General features: G+C 62.5%; 17 protein-coding genes and 1 riboswitch. Of the genes, 5 read left to right on the top strand and 12 right to left on the bottom strand.

What is annotated here, in order from left to right; translation table 11 throughout:
• Position 1: 1 nt before the first annotated feature.
• The 7 genes from uca to AC245Y_RS32715 all read right to left on the bottom strand — a co-directional run bounded on the left by uca (position 2) and on the right by AC245Y_RS32715 (position 9,121).
• Entirely contained in the window at positions 2–3,541 is a 3,540-nt protein-coding gene (uca, locus tag AC245Y_RS32745; protein ID WP_017997234.1) for an urea carboxylase, read from the bottom strand.
• Between the two features lie 3 nt (positions 3,542–3,544).
• On the bottom strand, positions 3,545–4,195 hold the full coding sequence (locus tag AC245Y_RS32740) for an urea amidolyase associated protein UAAP2 (RefSeq protein WP_017997233.1): 651 nt from the start codon (positions 4,193–4,195) through the stop codon (positions 3,545–3,547).
• A gap of 12 nt (positions 4,196–4,207) precedes the next feature.
• Positions 4,208–5,029, bottom strand: a complete 822-nt coding sequence (locus AC245Y_RS32735; protein WP_017997232.1) for an urea amidolyase associated protein UAAP1 — start codon at positions 5,027–5,029, stop codon at positions 4,208–4,210.
• Positions 5,026–5,856: an ABC transporter ATP-binding protein gene (locus tag AC245Y_RS32730; protein WP_017997231.1), complete on the bottom strand. Its 831-nt coding sequence runs from the start codon at positions 5,854–5,856 to the stop codon at positions 5,026–5,028. Before AC245Y_RS32730 ends, AC245Y_RS32735 begins: the two co-directional genes overlap by 4 nt.
• Positions 5,853–6,671 carry an ABC transporter permease gene (locus AC245Y_RS32725; protein WP_017997230.1) on the bottom strand — a complete coding sequence of 273 codons (819 nt, stop codon included), beginning with the start codon at positions 6,669–6,671 and terminating at the stop codon, positions 5,853–5,855. The genes AC245Y_RS32730 and AC245Y_RS32725 overlap by 4 nt, the downstream gene beginning before the upstream one ends.
• A gap of 65 nt (positions 6,672–6,736) precedes the next feature.
• The gene (locus AC245Y_RS32720) at positions 6,737–7,810 is read right to left on the bottom strand and encodes a putative urea ABC transporter substrate-binding protein (protein ID WP_017997229.1); all 1,074 of its coding nucleotides are present in this window, start codon (positions 7,808–7,810) and stop codon (positions 6,737–6,739) included.
• A gap of 74 nt (positions 7,811–7,884) precedes the next feature.
• Positions 7,885–7,993, bottom strand: a riboswitch (guanidine-I (ykkC/yxkD leader).
• A 210-nt stretch (positions 7,994–8,203) separates the two neighbouring features.
• Positions 8,204–9,121, bottom strand: a complete 918-nt coding sequence (locus tag AC245Y_RS32715; protein ID WP_020487151.1) for a helix-turn-helix domain-containing protein — start codon at positions 9,119–9,121, stop codon at positions 8,204–8,206.
• A gap of 86 nt (positions 9,122–9,207) precedes the next feature.
• Here AC245Y_RS32715 and AC245Y_RS32710 point away from each other — a divergent pair, with 86 nt between their 5' ends.
• The 5 genes from AC245Y_RS32710 to AC245Y_RS32690 all read left to right on the top strand — a co-directional run bounded on the left by AC245Y_RS32710 (position 9,208) and on the right by AC245Y_RS32690 (position 15,408).
• Positions 9,208–10,482 (top strand): extracellular solute-binding protein, encoded by a 1,275-nt coding sequence (locus AC245Y_RS32710; protein WP_017997227.1) that lies wholly within the window; start codon positions 9,208–9,210, stop codon positions 10,480–10,482.
• A gap of 82 nt (positions 10,483–10,564) precedes the next feature.
• On the top strand, positions 10,565–11,425 hold the full coding sequence (locus tag AC245Y_RS32705; RefSeq protein WP_012760014.1) for a carbohydrate ABC transporter permease: 861 nt from the start codon (positions 10,565–10,567) through the stop codon (positions 11,423–11,425).
• Positions 11,422–12,258 carry a carbohydrate ABC transporter permease gene (locus tag AC245Y_RS32700; RefSeq protein ID WP_012760015.1) on the top strand — a complete coding sequence of 279 codons (837 nt, stop codon included), beginning with the start codon at positions 11,422–11,424 and terminating at the stop codon, positions 12,256–12,258. The genes AC245Y_RS32705 and AC245Y_RS32700 overlap by 4 nt, the downstream gene beginning before the upstream one ends.
• A gap of 24 nt (positions 12,259–12,282) precedes the next feature.
• A complete protein-coding gene (locus tag AC245Y_RS32695; protein WP_012760016.1) occupies positions 12,283–13,365 on the top strand; it encodes an ABC transporter ATP-binding protein in 1,083 nt (360 codons plus the stop codon).
• A 39-nt stretch (positions 13,366–13,404) separates the two neighbouring features.
• Positions 13,405–15,408 (top strand): aldo/keto reductase, encoded by a 2,004-nt coding sequence (locus AC245Y_RS32690; RefSeq protein WP_017997226.1) that lies wholly within the window; start codon positions 13,405–13,407, stop codon positions 15,406–15,408.
• Between the two features lie 42 nt (positions 15,409–15,450).
• Here the strand turns inward: AC245Y_RS32690 and cydX are convergent, their stop codons facing one another.
• From cydX to cydD, 5 genes are all read right to left on the bottom strand, one after another.
• Positions 15,451–15,573 carry a cytochrome bd-I oxidase subunit CydX gene (gene cydX / locus AC245Y_RS32685; protein ID WP_012760018.1) on the bottom strand — a complete coding sequence of 41 codons (123 nt, stop codon included), beginning with the start codon at positions 15,571–15,573 and terminating at the stop codon, positions 15,451–15,453.
• 13 nt (positions 15,574–15,586) lie between these two features.
• Positions 15,587–16,741, bottom strand: coding sequence for a cytochrome d ubiquinol oxidase subunit II (gene cydB, locus AC245Y_RS32680; RefSeq protein ID WP_017997225.1), 1,155 nt, complete (start codon positions 16,739–16,741; stop codon positions 15,587–15,589).
• A gap of 6 nt (positions 16,742–16,747) precedes the next feature.
• Positions 16,748–18,328 carry a cytochrome ubiquinol oxidase subunit I gene (locus AC245Y_RS32675; RefSeq protein WP_017997224.1) on the bottom strand — a complete coding sequence of 527 codons (1,581 nt, stop codon included), beginning with the start codon at positions 18,326–18,328 and terminating at the stop codon, positions 16,748–16,750.
• A 77-nt stretch (positions 18,329–18,405) separates the two neighbouring features.
• Positions 18,406–20,097: an amino acid ABC transporter ATP-binding/permease protein gene (locus AC245Y_RS32670; protein ID WP_017997223.1), complete on the bottom strand. Its 1,692-nt coding sequence runs from the start codon at positions 20,095–20,097 to the stop codon at positions 18,406–18,408.
• Positions 20,094–21,839, bottom strand: a complete 1,746-nt coding sequence (gene cydD / locus AC245Y_RS32665; protein WP_017997222.1) for a thiol reductant ABC exporter subunit CydD — start codon at positions 21,837–21,839, stop codon at positions 20,094–20,096. Before cydD ends, AC245Y_RS32670 begins: the two co-directional genes overlap by 4 nt.
• Positions 21,840–21,843: the final 4 nt, after the last annotated feature.

The following is a 21,843-nucleotide window of genomic DNA, read 5'->3' as shown; positions in this document are numbered from 1 at the left end:
GTCAGCATTCCTCCAGAACGACGATAATATCGCCGGCTTTGACGTTTCTTCCCGGCCCGGCGCGCAGGTCGCGGACGCGGCCTGCCGCATGGGCGGTGACGTTGATTTCCATCTTCATCGATTCGATGATGGCGAGTGTATCGCCGGCCGCAACCGAGGCACCCGGCTCGACCAGCAATTTCCAGATATTGCCGGGTACGGCGCTGGCAACACCGAAGCAGCCGTCGGGAATATCCCCATCCGGACTTTCGCCTGTGCCTTCATCGGTGACGAAGCTGTCGAGCCCGGCTTCCTTCCAGCGTTGGCGCTCAGTATCGAAGGCGGCCTGCTGGGTTGCCTTGAAACGGCCGATCGACGCCGAATTCGCCTGCAATTCCTTCTCATAGGCAGCATAGGAGAATTCCGTCTCCTCGATCCGAATCGGATAGCCGCCATGCGGGAAGGCGGCGCGCGCCTCCGTCAATTCCTGATTGCTAACAGGGAAGAACCGGATCTGATCGAAGAAGTTCAGCAGCCAGGGCTTGCCCCTGGCGAAGGCCGGTGTCTCCCGCCATGTGTTCCAGACCTGGATGGTGCGGCCGAAGAGCTGGTAGCCGCCCGGTCCTTCCATGCCGTAAATGCACATATAGGCGCCGCCGATGCCGACGGCATTTTCCGGCGTCCAGGTGCGGGCGGGATTATACTTCGTCGTCACGAGGCGGTGGCGCGGATCGGTCGGGGTCGCAACCGGCGCACCGAGATAGACGTCGCCGAGACCGAGCACCAGGTAGCTGGCATCAAAGACGATATCGCGGACGGCCTGTTCGTCGGGAAGGCCGTTGATACGGCGGATGAACTCGATATTCGACGGGCACCAGGGTGCGTTCGGGCGCACGAGTTCCTGATATTTGCGCATCGCAAGCTCCGCATCCGGATCGTTCCAGGAAAGCGGCAGATGCACGATGCGGCTCGGCACCGTGACCTCCTGCGCTGCCGGAAGCGTCGCCTCAATCTCGGAGAGCAGCCCCAGCAGACGCCGACGCGTCAGCTGCGTGCCGTCATAATGGATCTGCAGCGAGCGGATGCCGGGGGTGAGGTCAACGACGCCGGGAAGGTGGGCCTCGATGACCGCCTGCATCAGCAGGTGCACCCGTAGCCGCAGCGCGATATCGAGCGTCATCGGCCCATATTCGACGAGCAGATTGTCGTCGCCCTGGCGGCGATAGACGACAGAAACCGGGCCATCCTCGCTGATGCCGAGGATCGGCGAACCTGCTTCTTCCGAGGGCCGCCGCGCCGCCGGGCCAGCGATCGGGTCTTCCGGCCGTACTACTGCATGAAAACGGATGCGGTCGCCGGGCTTGAACTGGCCCATCTTCCACTGCTCATCGCGGGTAATCACCGCCGGGCAAACGAAGCCGCCAAGGCTCGGACCGTCGGGGCCGAGAATGATCGGCATATCGCCGGTGAAATCGATCGCCCCGATCGCATAGGCATTATCGTGCAGGTTGGAGGGGTGCAGTCCCGCCTCACCGCCGTCGCTACGTGCCCAAACCGGGGCGGGACCGATGAGGCGAACGCCGGTGCGGGCGCTGTTGAAATGCACCTCGTAGGCCGTCGAGAACAGCGTCTCGATATCGCTGTGCTGAAAGAAATCGGGCGCCCCGTGCGGGCCATAGACGACGCCGACATCCCATTCGCGCGTCAAGACGGCCGGCTCCGTGGCTGGTCTCGCCGGTTCGGCCGGCACCTGCCGGGCAAAATGCAGCACATGCCCTGTCTTCAGGGTGCCGGTGGCGTTGCCGCCGAATTGGCCAAGGCCGAAGGTCGCGCGCGAGCCGAGTACAACGGGTGCGGCAAAACCACCGGCGACGGCGAGATAGGCGCGTTGTCCCGGCCCTTCGATCGTACCGATCGACAGAACCTGGCCGGCCCGGATCAATACCGGCGTGTCATGCGGCAATCTTGCGCCGTCGCATGTCATAGGCATCCGCGCGCCGGCAAGCGCGATCGTCTGGTCGGCATAAAACCGCAATGTCGGACCGGAAACGGTCAACTCCAGCGCAGCCGTCACATCGGCATTGCCAACCAGCCGGTTGGCATGGCGGAAGGAGCGCTCGTCCATCGGCCCGCTCGGCGGTACACCGACATGCCAGAGGCCGAGCCGGCCTGGCAGTTCCTGGATACTTGACTGCGCGCCGGGCGCGAGAACCTCGACGACATCCGGAACGAAGGCGAAGTCGCGTAGCGCCGTCGTCTTAACCTTGGCGCTGGCAAGCAATTCGGAAGCGGCGATCGTCCTCAGATAAGCGAGATTGGTCTCGATGCCTGATATCGACGTTTCGGCGAGTGCTGCCTTCAGCTTCTCGATCGCCGCCGGCCGGTCTTCCGCCGCCACGATCAGCTTGGCAAGCATCGGGTCATAGAAGGGCGTGACCTCGGTTCCCGTCTCGATCCAGCCGTCGACACGGGCACTTTCCGGAAAAATGACCTCGGTCAAAAGGCCGGCGCTCGGTCGGAAATCGGCATGCGGCATCTCGGCATAGATACGCATCTCGATCGCCGCACCCTTCGGCGTCAGGGCCTTAGCACCCGAGAGCACGTCCTCGCCGGCCGCCTGCCGGATCATCCATTCGACGAGGTCGATGCCGAAGACGGCTTCCGTGACAGGATGCTCGACCTGAAGGCGGGTATTGACCTCAAGGAAATAGAATTCCTCGCGCTGGGGATCATAGATGAATTCGACGGTGCCAGCCGATTCATAGGAGACCGAGCTTCCCAAATCGACCGCCGCCTTGTGCAGCCGCGCCCGTATCTCCGCGGAAAGGCCAGGCGCAGGCGTCTCCTCCACGACCTTCTGGTTCCGCCGCTGCAGCGAGCAGTCGCGTTCGCCGAGCGCGATCACGCGGCCCTTGCCGTCGCCGAAGATCTGCACCTCGACATGGCGCGCTTCGGCAACGAATCGCTCGATGTAGACGCGCGCATCCCCGAAGCTGGCGCGCGCGGTCCGCTGCACGCTTTCGAAGGAAGCCTTGAGGCCGGCGGCATCGGCGCAGAGCTGCATGCCGATGCCGCCGCCGCCCGCTGTGCTTTTCAGCATGACGGGATAACCGACGGTCTCGGCAGCCGAAAGCGCCTCGTCGATACTCTGCAAGAGATCGGTTCCGGGCAGCAGCGGCACGCCGCTCGCCTTTGCCAGTTCGCGCGCCGTGTGCTTCAGGCCGAAGGCTGACAGATGTTCCGGCCGCGGGCCGATGAAGGCGATGCCGTCGGCGGCGAGCCGCTCGGCAAAACCGATATTCTCCGAGAGGAAGCCGTAGCCTGGATGCACGGCATCAGCGCCCGTCGCCTTGCAGGCAGCAATGACGGCATCGACGTCAAGATAACTTTCGGAAGCAGGTGCCGGGCCGAGGCGGACGGCCTCATCAGCGGTCAGCGCCGGCTTCGAGAACCGGTCGGCATCGGAATAGACGGCAACTGAGGCGATGCCCATCCTCTTCAATGTGCGGATGACGCGGACGGCGATTTCGCCGCGATTGGCGATAAGAACCTTGGTGAACATCGATCAGTCCTCGCCATCCCAGATCAGCACCCGGATCGGCGTCGGATCGAAACCGTTGCAGGGATTGTTGATCTGCGGACAATTGGAGATGACGCAGAGCACGTCCATCTCCGCCACCAGCTCGACATAGTCGCCAGGCGCGGAAATGCCGTCGACGATGGTCATCTCGCCGTTCGGCTTGATCGGCACGTTCATGAAGAAATTGATGTTCGGCACGATGTCGCGCTTGCCCATGCCGTGCTTTGTCACCTCGAGCACGAAATTGTCGCGGCAGGCATGCAGGTATTTGGTGCCGTGGCCAAAGCGCACCGTGTTGCTCTCGCAGGAGCAGGCGCCGGCGGATGTATCGTGGCGGCCGCAGCTGTCGGCCGTCATGACAAGCATGACGTTGCCCTCGTTCGAGATGATCTTCGTGCCGGTGCCGATATAGGCGCCACCTTGCGCCCGCATCGTATCCTGGTTGGAATAACGCTCGGCAAAATCATCGGCGCGATAAAACAGCGTATCGATTGCCTGTTGGCCGTAGCTGTCCTCGATGCGGATGGTCTGACCCTTGCGTACGATGCCGGACCACGGCGCTTCGGCCGGGATGAAATGGTCCTGCACGGCATTTTCCAGGCTGCGCGAAGCTGAAGTCTTGATGAAATCGGTCATCGTCATCCTCCCTCAGGCCAGCATCGAGGCGTTGTTTTCGAAGCCGCGAAGGGCTTCGGCGGTCGCCGTGCGCGAGAGGTCGTCGAACGCGGGGGCGGGGGCGCGAAAGCGCGTGACGATCACCGGCTTCGGCGCATAAACAGGATCGGGATCGAGCGGATGCGGGCAATTGGAGAAGCCGACGATCATGTCCATTTCGGCGCGCAGTTCGGCATAGTCGCCGCTGTTGGAGAGTTTGCCGCGCCAGTGGAAGCCACCGTCATCGTCGACGCGGACGGAAGCGAAGAGATTGAGAATTGCGGGAATATCGCGCCTGGTGAGACCAAGCTTGCCGGCGACGAGCACGAGATTGTCGCGGGTGTTGCGGGTCTTGACGCCGGGATATTTGGCAGCGTTCGAAGCTGCCGTCGAGCCGCCCATCAGGCAGTCGTGGGCGCCGGAGCTATCCTCGATCAGCGAAAACATCACCCGGCCCATGTCTGAGAAGATAACGCGGCCCTTGCCGAGGGCGGTCGTCCACTGCACCTTGACCGTATCGACGAGATTGAGCCGTTCGCTCGTGTCAGCGGCGTTCCAGGCGACGAGCGCCACGGTCGATCCGCCTTCGCCCTGATCAATGCGGAGAGCCTCGCCGCGCTTCAGCGCGCTCGACCAGTGCCAGCCGCCGGGGATAGTTTCCTGATGGATGATTGCAGCCGCATCGATTGCGGAGGCGGGAAGGGGGCTCGGGGCCGGCAAGACCTTCGGCGCAAATTCCAGCCCCTTTTTCTGATGTTCCTCGTAACGCTGCCGGTTGGCAGCGATCTCCTCGGACGAACGTCTGACATGCATCATGGTTTTTCTCCTGACGGACTGGAAGCAGGGTCGTCCCGGCGAAGGCCCAGAGAAATGACCGGGCCGTCCCGGTCGGGGCTGAAGATGGAGGGCGCGCCGGCGAGCCTCGGCGGCCAGATCGAAATATCCTTGGTGATCGTCGCGCCGTAGCGCTCCTTTTCCTCCGGGCGGTCACGCTTGCGCTCGAAGGCGACGACCCGCGTCGCCAGCGTGAAGGCCTCGCGCATGTCGTGCGTCACCATGACCACGGTCATCTGCGTTTCGTGCCAGAGCCGCTTCATCAATGTGTGGATTTCGGCACGGATGCCGGGGTCGAGCGCGCCGAAGGGCTCATCGAGCAGCAGCACCTTCGGTTTCATGATCAGCGCCTGCGCCAGCGCCAGGCGCTGCTGCATGCCGCCTGATAGTTGGGCTGGATATTTGTCCTCGGCGCCGGAAAGGCCGACCTCGGCAATCAGTCGCCGGGCTTCGTCAATGGCGTTGCGACGGGCTGCGCCGAAAAGCTTGGCTTTATAGCGGGACGCCGAGAGTTCCCGCCCGAGCAGCACGTTTCCGAGCACGGTCAGATGCGGGAAGACGGAGTAGCGCTGGAAGACGACGCCGCGATCCGGCCCCGGCTCCTGCGGCAGGGTTTCGCCGTCGAGCAGGATGGTCCCTCGCGTCGGCCGCTCCTGGCCGAGCAGCATGCGCAGGAACGTCGACTTGCCGCAGCCGGACGGGCCGACAAGGGCGACGAAGGCGCGCGAAGCGACGGTCAGCGACACGTCCTCAAGCACGATCTGGTCGCCATACTCTTTCCAGACCTTTTCGATCACCAGTTCGCTCATGCCTGCTTCTCCAGCTCAGACCAGGGGAAGACGGCGATGCGGATGCGATCGAGGATATAATTCATGACCACGGCGAGCAGCGTGATCCAGACGACATAGGGAAAGATGATGTCCATCGAGAGATAGCGGCGGACGAGGAAGATGCGGTAGCCGAGACCGGAATCCGACGAAATCGCCTCGGCAGCGATCAGGAACAGCCAGGCGGGGCCAAGCTGAAGCCTGAGGCAGGTGATCAGCCGCGGCAGGATCTGCGGCAGCACGACACGAAGGCCGATCTGCCAGGAGGAACCACCGAGCGTTTCAGCCTTGACGATCTGTTCGCGCGGCAGCTCCAGCGCCTTCAGCGCAAGATCACGGATCATCGTCGGCGCGACGCCGATGACGATGAGCGCGATCTTGGAAGCTTCGCCGAGACCCATGGCAATGAAGAGGATCGGCAGCAGCGCCAGCGGCGGCACCATCGAGATAACGGCGACGAAGGGCGAGAGCAGGGCTCGGAGATACGGCAGCATGCCAATCAGCATGCCGATGACGAGCGCCGTGACTGTGGAGATGCCGAGGCCGGCAAGCAGGCGGATCAGGCTCGCCCCCGTATCGGACCAGAGCAGGTATTGGCCGGTGCGCGGATCGGCGATGAAGGCGAGGCGGTCGATCGCATCGGCAAAACCGGCAAGTCCGGGCAGCAGCTTGTCGTTGGCGTTTTCCGCCAGCCGTGCTGCCGAGCCGAAGGTATAGGCAACAATCAGCAGCACGAAGGGCAGCAGCGTCAAGGCAAGCTGCGCGCCCCGGCTCGGCCTCGTGTTGATCCAGCGCATAGGGAAAGCTCCGCTGATGAAGGGTGGGCGGTGCGGTCAACGCCGCACCGCTGCTTTGACATGGCTCAGAGCGAACCGTCGGCGGCGGCCTTCATGTACGTCTCGGTGAAGCGCAGCTTGACGTTGCCGCTGTCGCCGAGGATCTTGCCATCAGGCATTTCGATGCCGATGACGTCGGCCGATGGCGCGCCATTGCCGAGCAGGCCTTTTTCGAACAGGAAGTTGCGCACGAGATCCATTGTTTTCGGCAGGCTGCCCGACGAAGTGAAGGCAACGGCATCGGCCGGCTTGGCAAACAGCTTGGTGGCGGCAAGCTGGGATTCGAAGCCCTTGAGATCGGTGCCCGATGCCTGCCCCATCGCCTCGCGTGCAGCCTTGCCGTCGGCACTGTCGGCAGTCAGCAATGCTGCGGTTTCATACCAGATGCCGGCGAGCGCCTTGCCGAAATTCGGATTGTCCTTCAGCACGCCTGAATTGGCGACCATCAGGTCGATGATTTCGCCCGGCACTTGCGAGCTGTCGAAGACCTTCTTGGCCGTGGGATCCTCGAGAATGGTCGAGACCAGCGGGTTCCAGGTTACGACCGCAGTCACGTCAGCCGTCTTGTAGGCGGCGACCATATCGGCGTCGGAGGTGTTGACCACTTTCACGTCGCGCTCGGTCAGCTTGATGCTTTCGAGCGCGCGGGCGAGCAGGTAGTGCGAGACGGAAAATTCGACGAGATTGACGTTCTGTCCCTTGATGTCGGCCAGGCTCGCCTTGTCCTTGAGGATTACGGCATCATTGCCGTTCGAAAAGTCGCCAACAATCACGGCCGTGGTATCGACGCCGCCGGCAGCCGGGATCGACAGACCGTCCATATTGGTCAGCGTCACGGCGTCGAAGGCGCCTGCGGTATACTGGTTCATCGATTCGACGTAGTCGTTGAACTGGGTGACCTCGATCTTGATGCCGTATTTGTCGGCCCATTTCTTGACGATGCCGTGATCAGCGGCATAACCCCAGGGCATCCAGCCGACATAGATCGACCAGGCGACCTTGAAATCGGTCTTCTGTTCGGCCCTGGCGATGGAGCCCAGTCCCAGCGCCAGGGACGCCGTCAGCGCGGTGATCGATAGAATTTTCGAAAAAGTCTGCATTGAAATTCCCCTTTTGCTTTTCTTCAAAAGGGATCGGCAATGACCATCGTGCCGCCAATCCCTTGGCTTACGAGGTCTCCCGGGCTTTTGTCCCGCCGTGCACCCGGCGGGATGTCTCCCCTGCCGGTGGCAGCTCTCGGACCAGCCACGCCTTGCGACGCCGGAACCCTAGCCACCAACTCTGCAACTATCGAAGCAAACTGTGTGCCAAATTATAAAGCATTGATTTTATTGAGAGTGCGATGGCATCAATTCCCTAACAAATGCAATAGTGCATGCACTTGCACAAAAACTGTGCGCATTCTGCCGCCGCCTTAGGCGCTGGCTCTTTTTTGCCCAGCGAGAACTATCGCAGGCAGATGCATAGAACGCCGAAGTGCGGCTGGCCCCGAGCTAGTTTCGAAATGCGCCGGCCGGGATCGTCGTCACCAGCCGGATATCGCGGCGGAAGTCCGACGGCGACATGCCAGCGATGTGGCGGAAGGATTTGTTGAAGGCGCTGATCGAGCCGAAGCCGCTGTCCATCGCCACCTGCAGCACGTTGGCGCCCTCGCTCATCAGCATCGCCTGGGCGCGCGACAGCCGCAGCAGTGTCACGTATTTGCTGAGCGTCATGCCGGTCGATCGCTTGAACAGGTTCATCGCATATTTCGGATGCAGGTCGGCGGCGCGGGCGATATCGACCGAATCGATGTCGTGCAGGAAGTTGGCGGCGATGAAATCACACATGCGCGCGACGCTGCGCGAAGAATGCGGGTGCGGGTGATCGCCTTCGAGACTGATGACGGCCTGCGACGTCATCGAATAAGGTTCGAGCGCGATCCGCTCGATGCGCAGCAGCAGCTCGTCGACAGCATGCTGGGCCTTGGCGGCATCGCCTGAATTGGCATAGCGGAACCAGCGGGTGAAGTTTTCGTTGTCGGCGGCATCCGTTGCCGAGGTCAGCAGCGTCTCACCCTTCATCAGCCGGCTGGAAACGCTGATCGGCAGGCGCAGCCGGAAGAAATAGACGAGCGGCAGATGGGCTCCGGCATAGAGCGAATCGTCTGAGGATTCGTCCATCTGATGCGGCTGACCACCCCAGAAGAGGCACATTTCGCCGGCGTTCAGCCGGAATTCGTGATCGCTCATCCGGTAGTGCACGGTGCCGCGCATCACGTAGTTGACCTCGACCTGCGCGTGCCAGTGCGGCATGGCCATAACAGGCGGATGGGCATGGAACATCTGCAGCGCTGTCGGCAAACCCTCGATGCTGCTCGCGCCGGGCTGATAGATTGCACGTGTCCCGACCTTACTTTCCGCCAAATTCATGTTCCCTTTTTAGGAGACACCCGCTCCCTTACAGATAGTCTAACCGCGTTCGTGAAAGATCGGCAATTGAAAAGGGAGGATTTTCAATGCGCTTCAAACTTCTCGCTGCGACCGCAGCTGTCGCAGTGCTTGCTTCCGGCTCCGCATACGCGCAGTCGGCCAATCTCACCATCTGGAGCTGGAATGTCGCCGCGTCGGCATTGAAGTCCACGCTTCCAGGCTTCAACAAACAGTTTCCCGATATCAAGATCACCGTCGAGGACCTCGGCAACAGCCAGGTCTTCGATAAGACGCTGGCTGCCTGCGCCGCCGGCGGCGACGGTTTGCCCGACATCGTCAGCATCGAGAATTTCGAGGCTGAAATCTTCTGGAGCCGTTTCCCGGATTGCTTCGCCAATCTGAAGGAGCTCGGCTACACAGCCGATATCCAGGCGAAATTCCCTGATTTCAAGCGCACCGAGCTTGAAGTCGGCGATGTCGCCTATGCCATGCCGTGGGATTCCGGTCCTGTCGCCGTCTTCTACCGCCGCGATCTCTACGAAAAGGCCGGCGTCGATCCGAGCACGATCAGCACCTGGGACGATTTCATCGCTGCCGGCAAAAAGATTTCCGCCGCCAATCCCGGTGTCGTCATGGCGCAGGCCGACTTCAACGGCGACAGCGAATGGTTTCGCATGCTCGCCAACGAACAGGGCTGCGGCTACTACTCGACCGACGGCCAGAATATCACCATCAACCAGCCGGCCTGCGTCGCCTCACTGCAAAAGGTGAAGGAGATGAAGGATGCCGGGACGCTGACGTCGGCCAACTGGGACGAAAAGATCCAGGCCAATACCGCCGGCAAGGCCGCAAGCCAGCTTTATGGCGGCTGGTATGAGGGCACCGTGCGCTCGACCTCTCCCGATCTCAAGGGCAAGTGGGGCGTCTACAAAATGCCGAGCCTGACGGCCGATGGCCCGCATGCGGCCAATCTCGGCGGTTCGTCGCTCGCCATTTCGGCGACATCCGCGAATAAGGAAGCCGCCTGGAAATTCGTCAACTACGCCCTCGGCACGGATGAGGGCCAGATCACCATGCTGAAGGAATTCGGTCTGGTCCCGTCGCTGCTTTCGGCTGAGAAGGATCCCTTCGTCAATGAGCCGCAGCCCTATTGGGGCGGCCAGAAGGTCTGGGCGGATATTCTGGCGACACTGCCGAAGATCGTACCGAGCCGCGGCACCGCCTTCCAGAGCGATGCGGAAGCCATCTTCAAGGCGACGCAGACGAAGTTCTTCGCTGGCGGCTATCCCGATGCGAAGGCGGCTCTCGACGATGCCGCCAACCAGATCGCTTCGGCGACCGGCCTTCCGATCGCGCAATGAATGACGATGCCGGGCGCTTCAGGCGCCCGGCTTTCCCCCGGTTGCAAAGCGGCCGGTCATTCGTTCGTGAGGAGGAGGCTTGATGCCGTTCAGAACCCGGAGCGCCTATGCGTTCCTCGCCCCCTATCTGCTGGTCTTTGCCACCTTCTGGGTCTGGCCGATCATCAATTCGTTCCTGATTTCGTTTCAGAACACGCGAATCAATCCGTGGAAATTCAGTTTCCAGGCCAATTGGGGCCGGCTCTTCTATGACCCGGCTTTCTACAACGCTCTCTACAATACGCTGATCATCCTGGTGATCCAGGTGCCTGTGATGATTGCGCTTGCGACGGTCATGGCCGTAATGCTCAATTCGCCGCTGCTAAAAGCGCGGCCGCTCTTCCGCTTCGCCTTCTTTGCGCCTGTCGTCGTCGGCGAGGTCGCCTATGCTGCCGTCTTCCGGCTCATGTTCAGCCTCGATTTCGGCATCATCAACAAGCTGATCTCGGCCGTCGGTCTCAGCCCGGTCTCCTGGTTCGACAACGCCAATGCCGCCATGGCGCTGATCATCCTTGCCGTCACATGGCGCTGGGCGGGCTACAACGCGATCATCATCCTCGCCGGTCTGCAGTCGATTCCCGACGATGTCTACGAGGCAGCGACACTCGACCGGGTGAGCAAGATCCAACAATTCTTTCATATCACCCTGCCGCTTCTGAAACCGATCATCCTCTTTTGCGTGGTTCTTTCGGTGATCGGCACCATGCAGCTGTTCACCGAGCCCTTCCTGATCACCAATCGTGGCGGTCCCGGCGGCGGCACCGAGACGCTCGGCCTGCTGCTTTATCGCCAGGGCTTCACCTCGCTGAACTTCGGCTATGCCTCGGCGATCGCCTATACGATGGCTGCCCTTGCCGTGGCGATCTCGCTTCTCAATCTCTGGGTCGGGAGGGATCCGAAATGAAATCCAGATCGCAATCCCTTCTGCTGCGCCAGATCGCGTTGCATGCCGCACTGGCGCCGCTTGCAATAATCTGGCTGTTTCCGCTCTGGATGATGTTCGTCTTCTCGACCATGCCCGACAACGGCATCTTCAGCCCTGACATCGTGCTCTGGCCATCGACGAATTTCGTCGAGAATTTCAAGAACCTGCAGGCCGATACCGATTTCATCGGTGCGATGGTGATCTCCATCGGCGTCGCGCTCATCTATACGGTCCTGTCGGTCCTGCTGACTTCGATGGCGGGCTGGGCCCTGGCGCGTTACCGTTTCGTCGGCCGCTCCATCGTCATCGCCATCATCCTCGGCACCATCACGCTGCCGTTTTCGGTGGTCGTCATCCCGCAATTCATCATGGTGGCCCGAGAATTCAAGCTGGCAAACACCTGGGTGGCACTGATCGTGCCACCGTTGTTCAATTCGCTCGGCGTTCTGTTCATGCGGCAGTCCTTCTCGATGATGCCGGGCGAGCTTTTCGATGCCGCCCGCGTCGAGGGCGTCAAGGAATGGCAGATCTTCCTGCGCATCGCCCTGCCGCTGGCGCGCCCGACCATGGCCGCACTGGCGATCATCCTCTTCCTCGCCTCCTGGAACAACTACCTCTGGCCGCTGCTGATCAATTCCAAACCGGGAATGATGACGGCGCCTGTGGCGCTCGGAACGCTGATCGGCCTCACCAAGGTCTCCTGGGGCGGCATCATGGCTGGCGCGGTGCTCCTGACGGCGCCGATCCTCGTCATCTTCGTGGCTCTTCAACGCCATTTCATCGCCGGCATCGCGGCCGGCGCAATCAAATAATCGGGCAAATAATCGGGAGGCTGCATGGCAGAGCTTTCACTCAGCAACATCGTCAAGCGCTTCGGCGGCTTTGAGATCATCCACGGCGCCAATCTGGAGGTGAAGGACGGCGAATTCGTCGTCTTCGTCGGCCCGTCCGGCTGCGGCAAGTCCACGCTGCTCAGGATGATCGCCGGCCTCGAGGACATTACGTCAGGCGAGCTTCAGATCGGCGGCAGGGTCGTCAACGACGTCGAGCCCGCCGATCGCGGCATCGCCATGGTCTTCCAGTCCTACGCGCTCTATCCGCACCTGACCGTCGAGGAAAATTTGAGCTTCGGCCTGCGCATGAATGGCAATCCGAAGGGCGACACCGAGCGGCGCGTGCGCCATGTCGCAGAGATACTGCAGATCACCGAGTTGATGAAGCGTCGGCCGAAGCAGCTTTCCGGCGGTCAGCGCCAGCGCGTCGCGATCGGCCGCGCCATCGTCCGCGAACCACAGGTCTTCCTGTTCGACGAACCTTTGTCGAACCTCGACGCCGAACTGCGCGTACAGATGCGCGTCGAGATATCAAGACTGCACAAGAAGCTCGGTACGACGATGATCTACGTCACCCACGACCAGACGGAAGCGATGACGCTCGCCGACAGGATCGTCGTGCTGCGCGCCGGCAATATCGAGCAGATCGGCGCGCCGCTCGACCTATACGATGATCCCGCCAATCAGTTCGTCGCCGGCTTCGTCGGCTCGCCGAAGATGAATTTCCTTAAGGCCGTGGTGGTTGAGACGCAGCCGGGCAGGGCGGTGATCGCGCTGGAAAGCGACGCCAATACCCGCCTGACGCTGCCGGTCGCCGATACCATCGAAGCCGGCGCAAAAGTGACGCTCGGCATCCGTCCCGAACATTTCGTCGATGCGGGCACGGGCGATGCCGACCTCACCGTCACCATCGACGTCGCCGAACACCTCGGCAATACCAGTTACATCTACGCCACCATCGGCCCCGAGCAACTGATCATCGAGCGGCCGGAATCGCGCGTCGTCGGCAATCGCGACACGCTGACAGTCGGCCTTCCCGCCAACCGCTCATTCCTTTTCGACGGCGCCGGCAAGCGGCTTCGCTGAACTAAAATCCCAGGACACAAAGACGAAAGAGGATTTTCCATGACTTCAGATCAACCGATCCGCTGGGGCATCATCGGCCCCGGCACCATCGCCCGCACCTTTGCCGATGGCGTCGCTCATTCGCGCACCGGCAGACTGGTGGCGATCGCCACCCGCAATCCTGCAAAGCCGGGTCTTGCCGAAGGTTTCCCCGGCGCCCGCATCGTCGATGGTTACGAGGCGTTGCTCTCCGACAAGGAGATCGATGCGATCTATATCGCCGTCCCTCACACCGGCCACGCCGAATGGGCGATCAAAGCGGCACGCGCCGGCAAGCACATCCTGGTGGAAAAACCGATCGCACTCTCGGCCTACGATGCCGAAGCGGTTTATTACGAGGCGAAAAAAGCCGGCGTCTTCGCCGGGGAAGCCTTCATGTACCGCGTGCATCCGCAGACGGAGAAGCTGGTCGAACTCGTCAAAACCGGCGTCATCGGCACCGTTCGCATCATCCGCTCGAGCTTCGGCTTCAACATGGGCAGCTATAAGCCCGAACACCGGCTTTTCGCCAACGACACCGCCGGTGGCGGCATTCTCGATGTCGGCGGTTATCCGGTCTCGATGGCCAGACTGATATCAGGCGCCGCTGAGGGCAAGGCCTTCCTCGAACCGGAGAAGGTCTCGGGCGTCGCCCATCTCGGAGAGAGCGGTGTCGATGAATGGGCATCGGCCGTCCTCAAGTTCCCGAACGAGATCATCGCCGAAGTCTCCTGCTCGATCATGGCGCAGCAGGACAATGTGCTGCGCATCATCGGCTCGGAAGGCCGGATCGAGGTCCAGGACTTCTGGTTTGCCTCCGGCCACAAGGGCGGCGTCGGCAAGATCGAGATCTTCAAGGGCAGCAGCCGAGAAACCGTCGAACTCAGGGAAGACCGCTGGCTCTATTCCTTCGAGGCGGATGCGGCCGGCGATGCCATCCGCGCCGGCAAGACCGAATTCAGCTCTCCCGGCATGAGCTGGGCGGATTCGATCGGAAACCTGCGTGTACTCGACCAGTGGCGTGCCTCGGTCGGCCTCGAATACGGCGTGGAAAAAGCCAGCAAACGTACGACAAACATTGCCGGCGGCGCGATCGCGCGCGGCAACAGCGTTCCGCAGCGTCAAATTCCCGGCATTTCCAAGCCGGCTTCGGTCGTGACGCTCGGCTTCGAGTTCTTCCCGAACTTCGCCGCCGCCTCGCTGACGCTCGACGCCTTTTATGAGGCTGGCGGCAATGCCTTCGACACGGCCTATGTGTATGGCGGCGGCAAGACGGAAGCGATCTTCGGCGACTGGCACACGAGCCGCAAGGTGCCGCGCGAGGAGATCGTGCTGATCGGCAAGGGCGCGCATTCGCCGCTCTGCTATCCTGATATGATCGCAAAGCAGCTCGACCAGTCGCTTTCGAGGCTGAAGACCGACTATGTCGACATCTATTTCATGCATCGCGACAATACCGACGTGCCCGTCGGTGAATTCGTCGATGCCATGGATGCCGAGGTCAAGCGCGGACGCATCCGCGGCATATTCGGTGGCTCGAACTGGACGCGGGCGCGCTTCGACGAGGCGATCGCCTATGCCGAAAAGACCGGCAAGACGGCGCTGGCAGCACTTTCCAACAACTTCTCGCTTGCCGAGATGCTCGATCCGATCTGGGCCGGCTGCGTTGCTGCTTCCGACGACGACTGGAAGAAATGGCTGAACGAGAAGCAGATCCCGAACTTTGCCTGGTCGAGCCAGGGCCGCGGCTTCTTTACCGACCGCGCCGGCCGCGACAAACGGGACGATGAGGAGATCGTCCGGGTCTGGTATTCCGAGCGTAATTTCGGACGCAGGGACCGCGCCATCGAGCTTGCCAACAAGCTCGGCCGCAATCCGATCCACATCGCACTTGCCTATGTGATCGCCCAGCCTTTCCCGGTCATTCCGCTGATCGGGCCGCGCACCGTCGCCGAATTGGAAGACAGCCTCTCGGCGCTCGACATCAAGCTGACGCCCGAGCAGGTGAAGTGGCTGGAAGGCTGAAGCAATAGAGAGGGCGCGGTTTGAACCGCGCCCTTTGCTTTTCTACTTAAGTGGCTCGGAAGCTTTTTTCCTGGCTGCGTCGTCCATCAGCTCATACCACATGGCGTTGAGGACGGCGAAGGCTGCGGCCAGCGGCAGGCCGAGGATCCATGCAAAATACCACATCGTTTCGTCTCCCTCAGTAAGCGTGACTGTTCTTGTCGGTGATGGACTTCTCATCGACCTTGCCCCACAGAACCTTGTAGACCCAGGCTGTGTAGGCGAAGATGATCGGCAGGAAGATCGCCGTCACGACTAGCATGATGAACAGCGTCATGTGGCTGGAGGATGCATCCCAGACCGTCAGGCTCGATCGCGGATCGAGCGAGGAGGGCAGGATGAACGGGAACATCGACAGGCCGACCGTCGAAATGATACCGAAGATCGCCACCTTGCTGAAGAGCAGCGTCATGACCTCGCTCCTTGCCCGCACGGCAATGAAGGCCAGTGCCGCGCCGACGAAGCCGAGGACCGGCGCGATGATCATCCACGAATGGGTGGTGTAGTTGGTCAGCCATGCGCCTTTCTCCAGCGCCACGGTCTTCAGCAGCGGATTGGAGGGGCCGATCGGGCTGATATCGCTGGTGATGCGATAACCACCGACGCCGATCCACAGGAAGAGGCCACCGAGTGCGAAAAGCACGATCACGGCAAGGGCGGCGATGCTGCCATAGCTTCTGGCGCGCTCGGCGACCGGGCCACTCGACTTCAACACCAGCCAAGCCGCACCATGCATCGTCAGCATCGATAGGGAAAGCAAGCCACAGAGCAGCGCATAGGGGTTGAGCAGGGCAAAGAACGAGCCCTCGTAGAAGATCCGCATATCGTCGGCAAAGCGGAAGGGTACGCCCTGCAGCACATTGCCGACGGCCACGCCGAAGATCAGCGACGGCACGAAACCGCCGACGAAGAGCGCCCAGTCCCAGCCGCTCCGCCAGGTGGCGCTTTCCCGCTTCGAACGATATTTGAAGCCGACTGGGCGCAGGATGAGCGCGAAGAGGATCGCGAACATCGCCAGATAGAAGCCCGAGAAGGAGACCGCATAAAGCGGCGGCCAGGCGGCGAAGATGGCGCCGCCGCCGAGGATCAGCCAGACCTGGTTGCCCTCCCAGGTGGCGCCGATGGTGTTGATCGCCACGCGCCGTTCCGCATCGGTCCGGGCAACGAAAGGCAGAAGCGTGCCGACGCCGAGATCGAAGCCGCCGGTCGTCGCAAAAGCGATCAGCAGGATGCCGAGCAGCAGCCACCAGATGAGACGCAGGGTTTCATAGTCGATGAGTTCGTGAAGGATCATGGCAGGTCACTCCGCGGCCGGGACGAGGGTTTCGGAAATCAGAATCGCTTCCGGCTCGTCATCCGGCTCCGGTCCTTGCTTGATCGCCTTGATCATCAGGCCCATCTCGATGACGATCAACACGGTATAAAGTGCGCCAAAACCGATGATGGTCAGAAGCACGGTGCCGGCGCCGAGGCTGGAGACGGCTGCTGCCGTCGGCAGCACGCCTTCGATCACCCAGGGCTGGCGGCCGAACTCGGCGACGACCCAGCCGAGCTCGATGGCGACCCAAGGCAGGGGGATCGCCAGCACGGCAATCCTGAGAAGCAGCGGATATTTGTCGAGATGGCGGCGCGCCGACAGCCAGAAGAAGGTGGCGGTCAGCAGGATGAAGAAGATGCCGAGGCCCACCATGATGCGGAAAGACCAGAAGAGCGTCGGCACGTGCGGGATCGTATCACGCGCAGCCTGAACGATCTGCTCGTCGGTCGCCTGGCGCGGATCGTCGACGTAGCGCTTCAGCAGAAGAGCGTAGCCCAGATCATGGCCGAGATCCTCGAAGGAAGTACGCACTTCCTGCGCAACCTGACCCTGTGCCGGTGCCGAACGGATCTGCATCAGCGCGTCGTAAGCCTTGATGCCGTCGCGGATCCGGGTTTCGGCCTGCTGTTCGAGCTTGTCGATGCCGGGGATTTCGGTGGTCAGCGAGCGCGTGCCGATCAGGCCCATGACCCAGGGAATGTGCACGGCAAAATGCGTCTCGCGCGCCTCCTGGTCGGGGAAGCCGAAGGCGGTGAAGGCTGCCGGCGCCGGTTCCGTCTTCCACATACCCTCGATCGCGGCGAGCTTCATCTTCTGGTTCTCGGTGGCGAGATAGCCGCTCTCGTCGCCAAGCACGACGACTGATAGAGCCGAAGCGAGACCGAAGGAGGCGGCGACCGTCATCGAACGCTTGGCAAGCTCGATATGTCGACCCTTGAGGATATACCAGGCAGAAACACCGAGCACGAAGATCGAGGCGCAGACATAGCCCGCCGACACGGTGTGGACGAATTTCGCCTGGGCAACGGGGTTGAAGACCACGTCGAAGAAGCTTGTGATCTCCATGCGCATCGTCTGCGGATTGAGCGCCGATCCCACAGGGTTCTGCATCCAGCCATTGGCAATCAGGATCCAGAGGGCAGAAAAGTTCGAGCCCAGCGCCACCGCCCAGGTGGCGACCAGATGGCCGACCTTTGACAGCTTGTCCCAGCCGAAGAAGAACAGCCCGACGAAGGTCGCCTCGAGAAAGAAGGCCATCAGGCCTTCGATCGCCAGCGGCGCACCGAAGATGTCGCCGACATAATAACTGTAATAGCTCCAGTTCATGCCGAACTGGAATTCCATGACGATGCCGGTGGCGACGCCGAGCACGAAATTGATGCCGAACAGCCCGCCCCAGAATTTGGTCATCTGCCGCCAGATCTGGCGGCCGGTCATGACATAGACGGTTTCCATGATCGCCAGCAGCACGGACAGGCCGAGCGTCAAGGGCACGAACAGGAAGTGGTAAAGCGCCGTCAGCGCGAATTGGAAGCGCGATAACGCGACGATATCTAGTTCCATTGTTTTTCTCCCACGGTCCCACGGGGTACAAGGCGTTCCTCAGCACCGGCCGGCGCGTGAGGGTATGCAGTCTAGCTCTAGTCCGGCCGAAGCCGGTCGAGCGCCTTTTCGAACGCCGCCTCTCCACGGCCCGAAACTTCTATGATGCGGCCGCCTTCAATGACGGCGATGCGGTCGGCGATTGATGCCTCCCGGCGGATATGCGTGGCGATCACCAACGAGCGGTCCGTCGCCATGGCCGACAGACGGCTGAGCACGTCTCGGGCGGCGACTCCATCGAGGCCCTCCGTCGGCTCGTCGAGCAGCCAGAACGGCGTGTCGCGCAGGAAAATCCGGGCAAGCGCCAGCCGGCGCGACTGGCCACCAGAAAGACCGAGCCCGCCTTCGCCGAGCCGGGTATCGATCCCCTGCGGCATGGCCTCGATATCGGCAAGCAGGCCGGCGGTGGCAAGCGCTTCACGAAGCCGGGCCTCGCTCGCATCCGTGTTCGCAAGGAGCAGGTTGCCGCGCAGGCTGTCCTCAAAAAGTTCCGTCCGTTGCGTGAGCAGCGTCGCCGTCATCGCGGCAACATCTCCCGTCCTTGCCGGCAATTCACCCGAAAGGAGAGCAAGCAGGCTCGACTTACCGGCACCGCTGCTGCCGATGACGGCGAGGCGTTCGCCCCGTTGAAGCGCAAGTTCGATATCCTCGAGCGCCGGCACGGCGGAGTTTTCATGGAAGGCTGACACCTTCACCAGCGAAAAAGCGCATCCCGGCAACGGCGCCGGCAATGGTTCGGGTGCCGCCGCGACGGCAAGCCGCGGCGCGATGCGCCGTGCCGCAAGCAGCGTCCTGCCGAGCTCCAGTGCGCCACGGCGCAGCGCCGCAAAGGGTTCGACTGCCGCAAACGCGACGAGCAGGCCGAGTGCCGCGACAGGAGCGGTAATCACCTTCGTTTCCGCAAGGACCGCGACGGCAAGCAGCGCTGCTGTCAGCAGCACGGTGGAGACAAGGCCGAAGCCGAATGTCAGGCGGGTCTCGACGCGGTTCAACCGGTCGTCGGCGCGGCCGGCGTAACGATCGGCTGCGGCAATCGCCTCCCTTTGCGCGGCAACCCGGCCGGCCATCAGCAGATCGGTCTGGCCGGCAATGAGATCGATCGTTCGCGACCGTAGCGCCTCGATGCCATGGGCGCGTCTGCGGGCATGTTTGCGCGCCGCCCGGCCAGCGATCAGCGGCAGGCCGAGGCCGGCACCGGCGAGAAAAAGGCCGAAGCACAGGCCGAACAGGGGATGCATCAGCCCCAGCACCACGCTTGCCGCCAGGGCTGCAGCGATCGCGACCGCAGCCGGCACGAGAATGCGCAGGTAGAGGGAATCGAGCGCATCGATATCGGCCGTCAGCCGGAAAAGCAGCCGTGCGGGACGATGCAACAGCGCGCGAGCCGCACCCGGCTCGGCAAAGCCACGAAACAGCCTTTCGCGCAGGGCGGCGAGCACACCGAGCGTTGCATCGTGGGTCGCAAGCCTTTCGCCGTAGCGCGCGGCCGTACGGACAATGGCAAGCAGGCGGATGCCGGCTGAGGGCGCAAAGACGTCGAAGGTGATGACGGCAGCGGCTGAAAAGCCGGCGAGCGAGGTGGCGGTGATGAACCAGCCGGACAGTCCGAGCAGGGCGATGCCAGCCGTCACCGTCGCCGCCGAAAGTGCTGCGCCGAGCAGCAGCGCACGCCGGCGCTCGGCAAGGAACAGATGCAGAATCGGCTTGAGGTCTGCAGCAGATCCGCTCATTCGGCGGCCTCCCTCATAACGATGTCGGCATCGACGCGCATGGCGCGATGCATGCGGGCGGCAAGCAACGGATCGTGAGTCGCAACAATAAGGGTGCGGCCCCTGGCGAGCAAAAGCAGGCTCTCGGCCACCTCGGCGGCGGTAGTAGCGTCGAGATGTGCGGTCGGCTCGTCGGCCAGGATAATCCGGAGATGCGGATTGCAGGCCGCCCGCGCAATCGCAAGCCGCAGCGCCTCGCCGCCGGAAAGCCCGATCCCGCCTTCGCCGAGCGGCCGGTTGCCATAGGCGGCGGCAACTTTTCCGAGCCTGGCGGCGTCGAGCGCATCCGTCACGTCGTCGCGCAGGATACCAGGCCTGCCGAGTGCGACATTGCCGGCGATGGTGCCGGCAAAAATATGCGGTCGCTGGCCGATCCATGCCATGCTGGCCCGCAAGGCATGGGCGCTGTCATCCACAAGTTCGACGCCGCCGATGATGATGCATCCACCGGTGCAGGGCACTAGTCCTGAAATCAGCGAAAGAAGCGTCGACTTGCCGGAACCGCTGGCGCCGAGAAGCGCCAGATGTTCGCCGGCGGTGATATCGAGGTTGAAACCGTCAAGGATCAACGGTTCGCCGGCGTCGTAGCGAAAATCGACATTCTCAAGACGAATGGCCGGCGCCTCGGCGACGGCAGATACCGCCGGCGCGACGTCGGCTGCACCTCGAATGGACAGGCGGCCGGCAGCGAGGGCGTCCAGGGCCTTCAGCGCCGCCTCGCCGGCCGCCCGATCGTGCCAGACAGCGGAGAGTTCGCGCAGGGGCTCGAAGAAGGCCGGCGCGAGCAGCAGGATGAACAGTCCCTCGGTCAGGTCGAGCCGGCCCACCCAAGTGCCGAAGCGAATTTCGCCGAGCAGGCTGAAACCGACATAGACGGCAATCATCGCCACGCCGAGTGCGGCGAAAAGCTCGAGCACCGCCGAGGAGAGAAAGGCGATCTTCAGCACCGCCATGGTGCGCGTACGCAGCGACTCCGCCTCCCGACGCAGCCGTAGCGCGGTTGCATCGACTGCGTCGAGCGCACGGATGGTCGCCAGTCCGCGTAGCCGATCGAGCAGGAAGCCGTTGAGGCTGCCGGTCGCGACGAGTTGCCTTTCGCTGGCCGCCTGGGCGCGCCAGCCAATCAGCGACATGAAGATCGGGATCAGCGGCGCGGCGAACAGCAGAACCAGCACAGCGATCCAGGAGACCGGAAGGATGAAGGCAAGGATGACAAGCGGCACGAGGCTCGCCTTCATCCGTGCCGGCTGGAAACGGGCGAGATAAGGCACGATCAGTTCGGCCTGCTCGCCAATGACACTTGCGGCTTTGCCCGAGGCAGGCCGGCCGCGATCGACCGGCGACGACACGGAAAGTGCCGCGACGGCGATCTGGCGCCTGCGGCTGAGTTCGGCGCGGGCGGCTTGAAAAGCTAGGCGACCGCCGGCCGCGTCGAGACAGCTTCTTGCAAATCCGAGGGAGAGGATGCCGAGGGCTGGCCAGAGAACGTCATGCAATCCGCCGCCATCGGCGATGCGGCCGACCGAGACGGCGAGCAATGCCGCCTGCGGGATCCAGACGGCGGCGGCCAGCGCCTGCAGCATTGCCGCCCTGCGCAGCCCGCCTTTGACATTATCGGGGCGGGTGACAGGCGAGACTGTATCGCCGTCCGGCACCGGCTCGGCGCCCCGTCCGTCCTTCGCGTCGAAGAAAGCAGTGCCCATGGCG

Source organism: Rhizobium sp. SRDI943 (assembly GCF_057653695.1).
The sequence above is the reverse complement of the archived record's forward strand: the minus strand, read 5'-3'. Positions and strand labels throughout refer to the sequence as shown.

Bases quoted from the DNA above. Each gene is read 5' to 3' on its own strand.
- AC245Y_RS32670 (WP_017997223.1), bottom strand. From the start codon at position 20,097: ATGAGCGGATCTGCTGCAGACCTCAAGCCGATTCTGCATCTGTTCCTT.
- AC245Y_RS32725 (WP_017997230.1), bottom strand. From the start codon at position 6,671: ATGCGCTGGATCAACACGAGGCCGAGCCGGGGCGCGCAGCTTGCCTTG.
- AC245Y_RS32735 (WP_017997232.1), bottom strand. From the start codon at position 5,029: ATGATGCATGTCAGACGTTCGTCCGAGGAGATCGCTGCCAACCGGCAG.
- AC245Y_RS32710 (WP_017997227.1), top strand. From the start codon at position 9,208: ATGCGCTTCAAACTTCTCGCTGCGACCGCAGCTGTCGCAGTGCTTGCT.
- AC245Y_RS32715 (WP_020487151.1), bottom strand. From the start codon at position 9,121: ATGAATTTGGCGGAAAGTAAGGTCGGGACACGTGCAATCTATCAGCCC.
- AC245Y_RS32705 (WP_012760014.1), top strand. From the start codon at position 10,565: ATGCCGTTCAGAACCCGGAGCGCCTATGCGTTCCTCGCCCCCTATCTG.
- uca (WP_017997234.1), bottom strand. From the start codon at position 3,541: ATGTTCACCAAGGTTCTTATCGCCAATCGCGGCGAAATCGCCGTCCGC.
- AC245Y_RS32720 (WP_017997229.1), bottom strand. From the start codon at position 7,810: ATGCAGACTTTTTCGAAAATTCTATCGATCACCGCGCTGACGGCGTCC.
- AC245Y_RS32730 (WP_017997231.1), bottom strand. From the start codon at position 5,856: ATGAGCGAACTGGTGATCGAAAAGGTCTGGAAAGAGTATGGCGACCAG.
- cydX (WP_012760018.1), bottom strand. From the start codon at position 15,573: ATGTGGTATTTTGCATGGATCCTCGGCCTGCCGCTGGCCGCAGCCTTC.
- cydD (WP_017997222.1), bottom strand. From the start codon at position 21,839: ATGGGCACTGCTTTCTTCGACGCGAAGGACGGACGGGGCGCCGAGCCG.
- AC245Y_RS32675 (WP_017997224.1), bottom strand. From the start codon at position 18,328: ATGGAACTAGATATCGTCGCGTTATCGCGCTTCCAATTCGCGCTGACG.
- AC245Y_RS32700 (WP_012760015.1), top strand. From the start codon at position 11,422: ATGAAATCCAGATCGCAATCCCTTCTGCTGCGCCAGATCGCGTTGCAT.
- cydB (WP_017997225.1), bottom strand. From the start codon at position 16,741: ATGATCCTTCACGAACTCATCGACTATGAAACCCTGCGTCTCATCTGG.
- AC245Y_RS32740 (WP_017997233.1), bottom strand. From the start codon at position 4,195: ATGACCGATTTCATCAAGACTTCAGCTTCGCGCAGCCTGGAAAATGCC.
- AC245Y_RS32690 (WP_017997226.1), top strand. From the start codon at position 13,405: ATGACTTCAGATCAACCGATCCGCTGGGGCATCATCGGCCCCGGCACC.
- AC245Y_RS32695 (WP_012760016.1), top strand. From the start codon at position 12,283: ATGGCAGAGCTTTCACTCAGCAACATCGTCAAGCGCTTCGGCGGCTTT.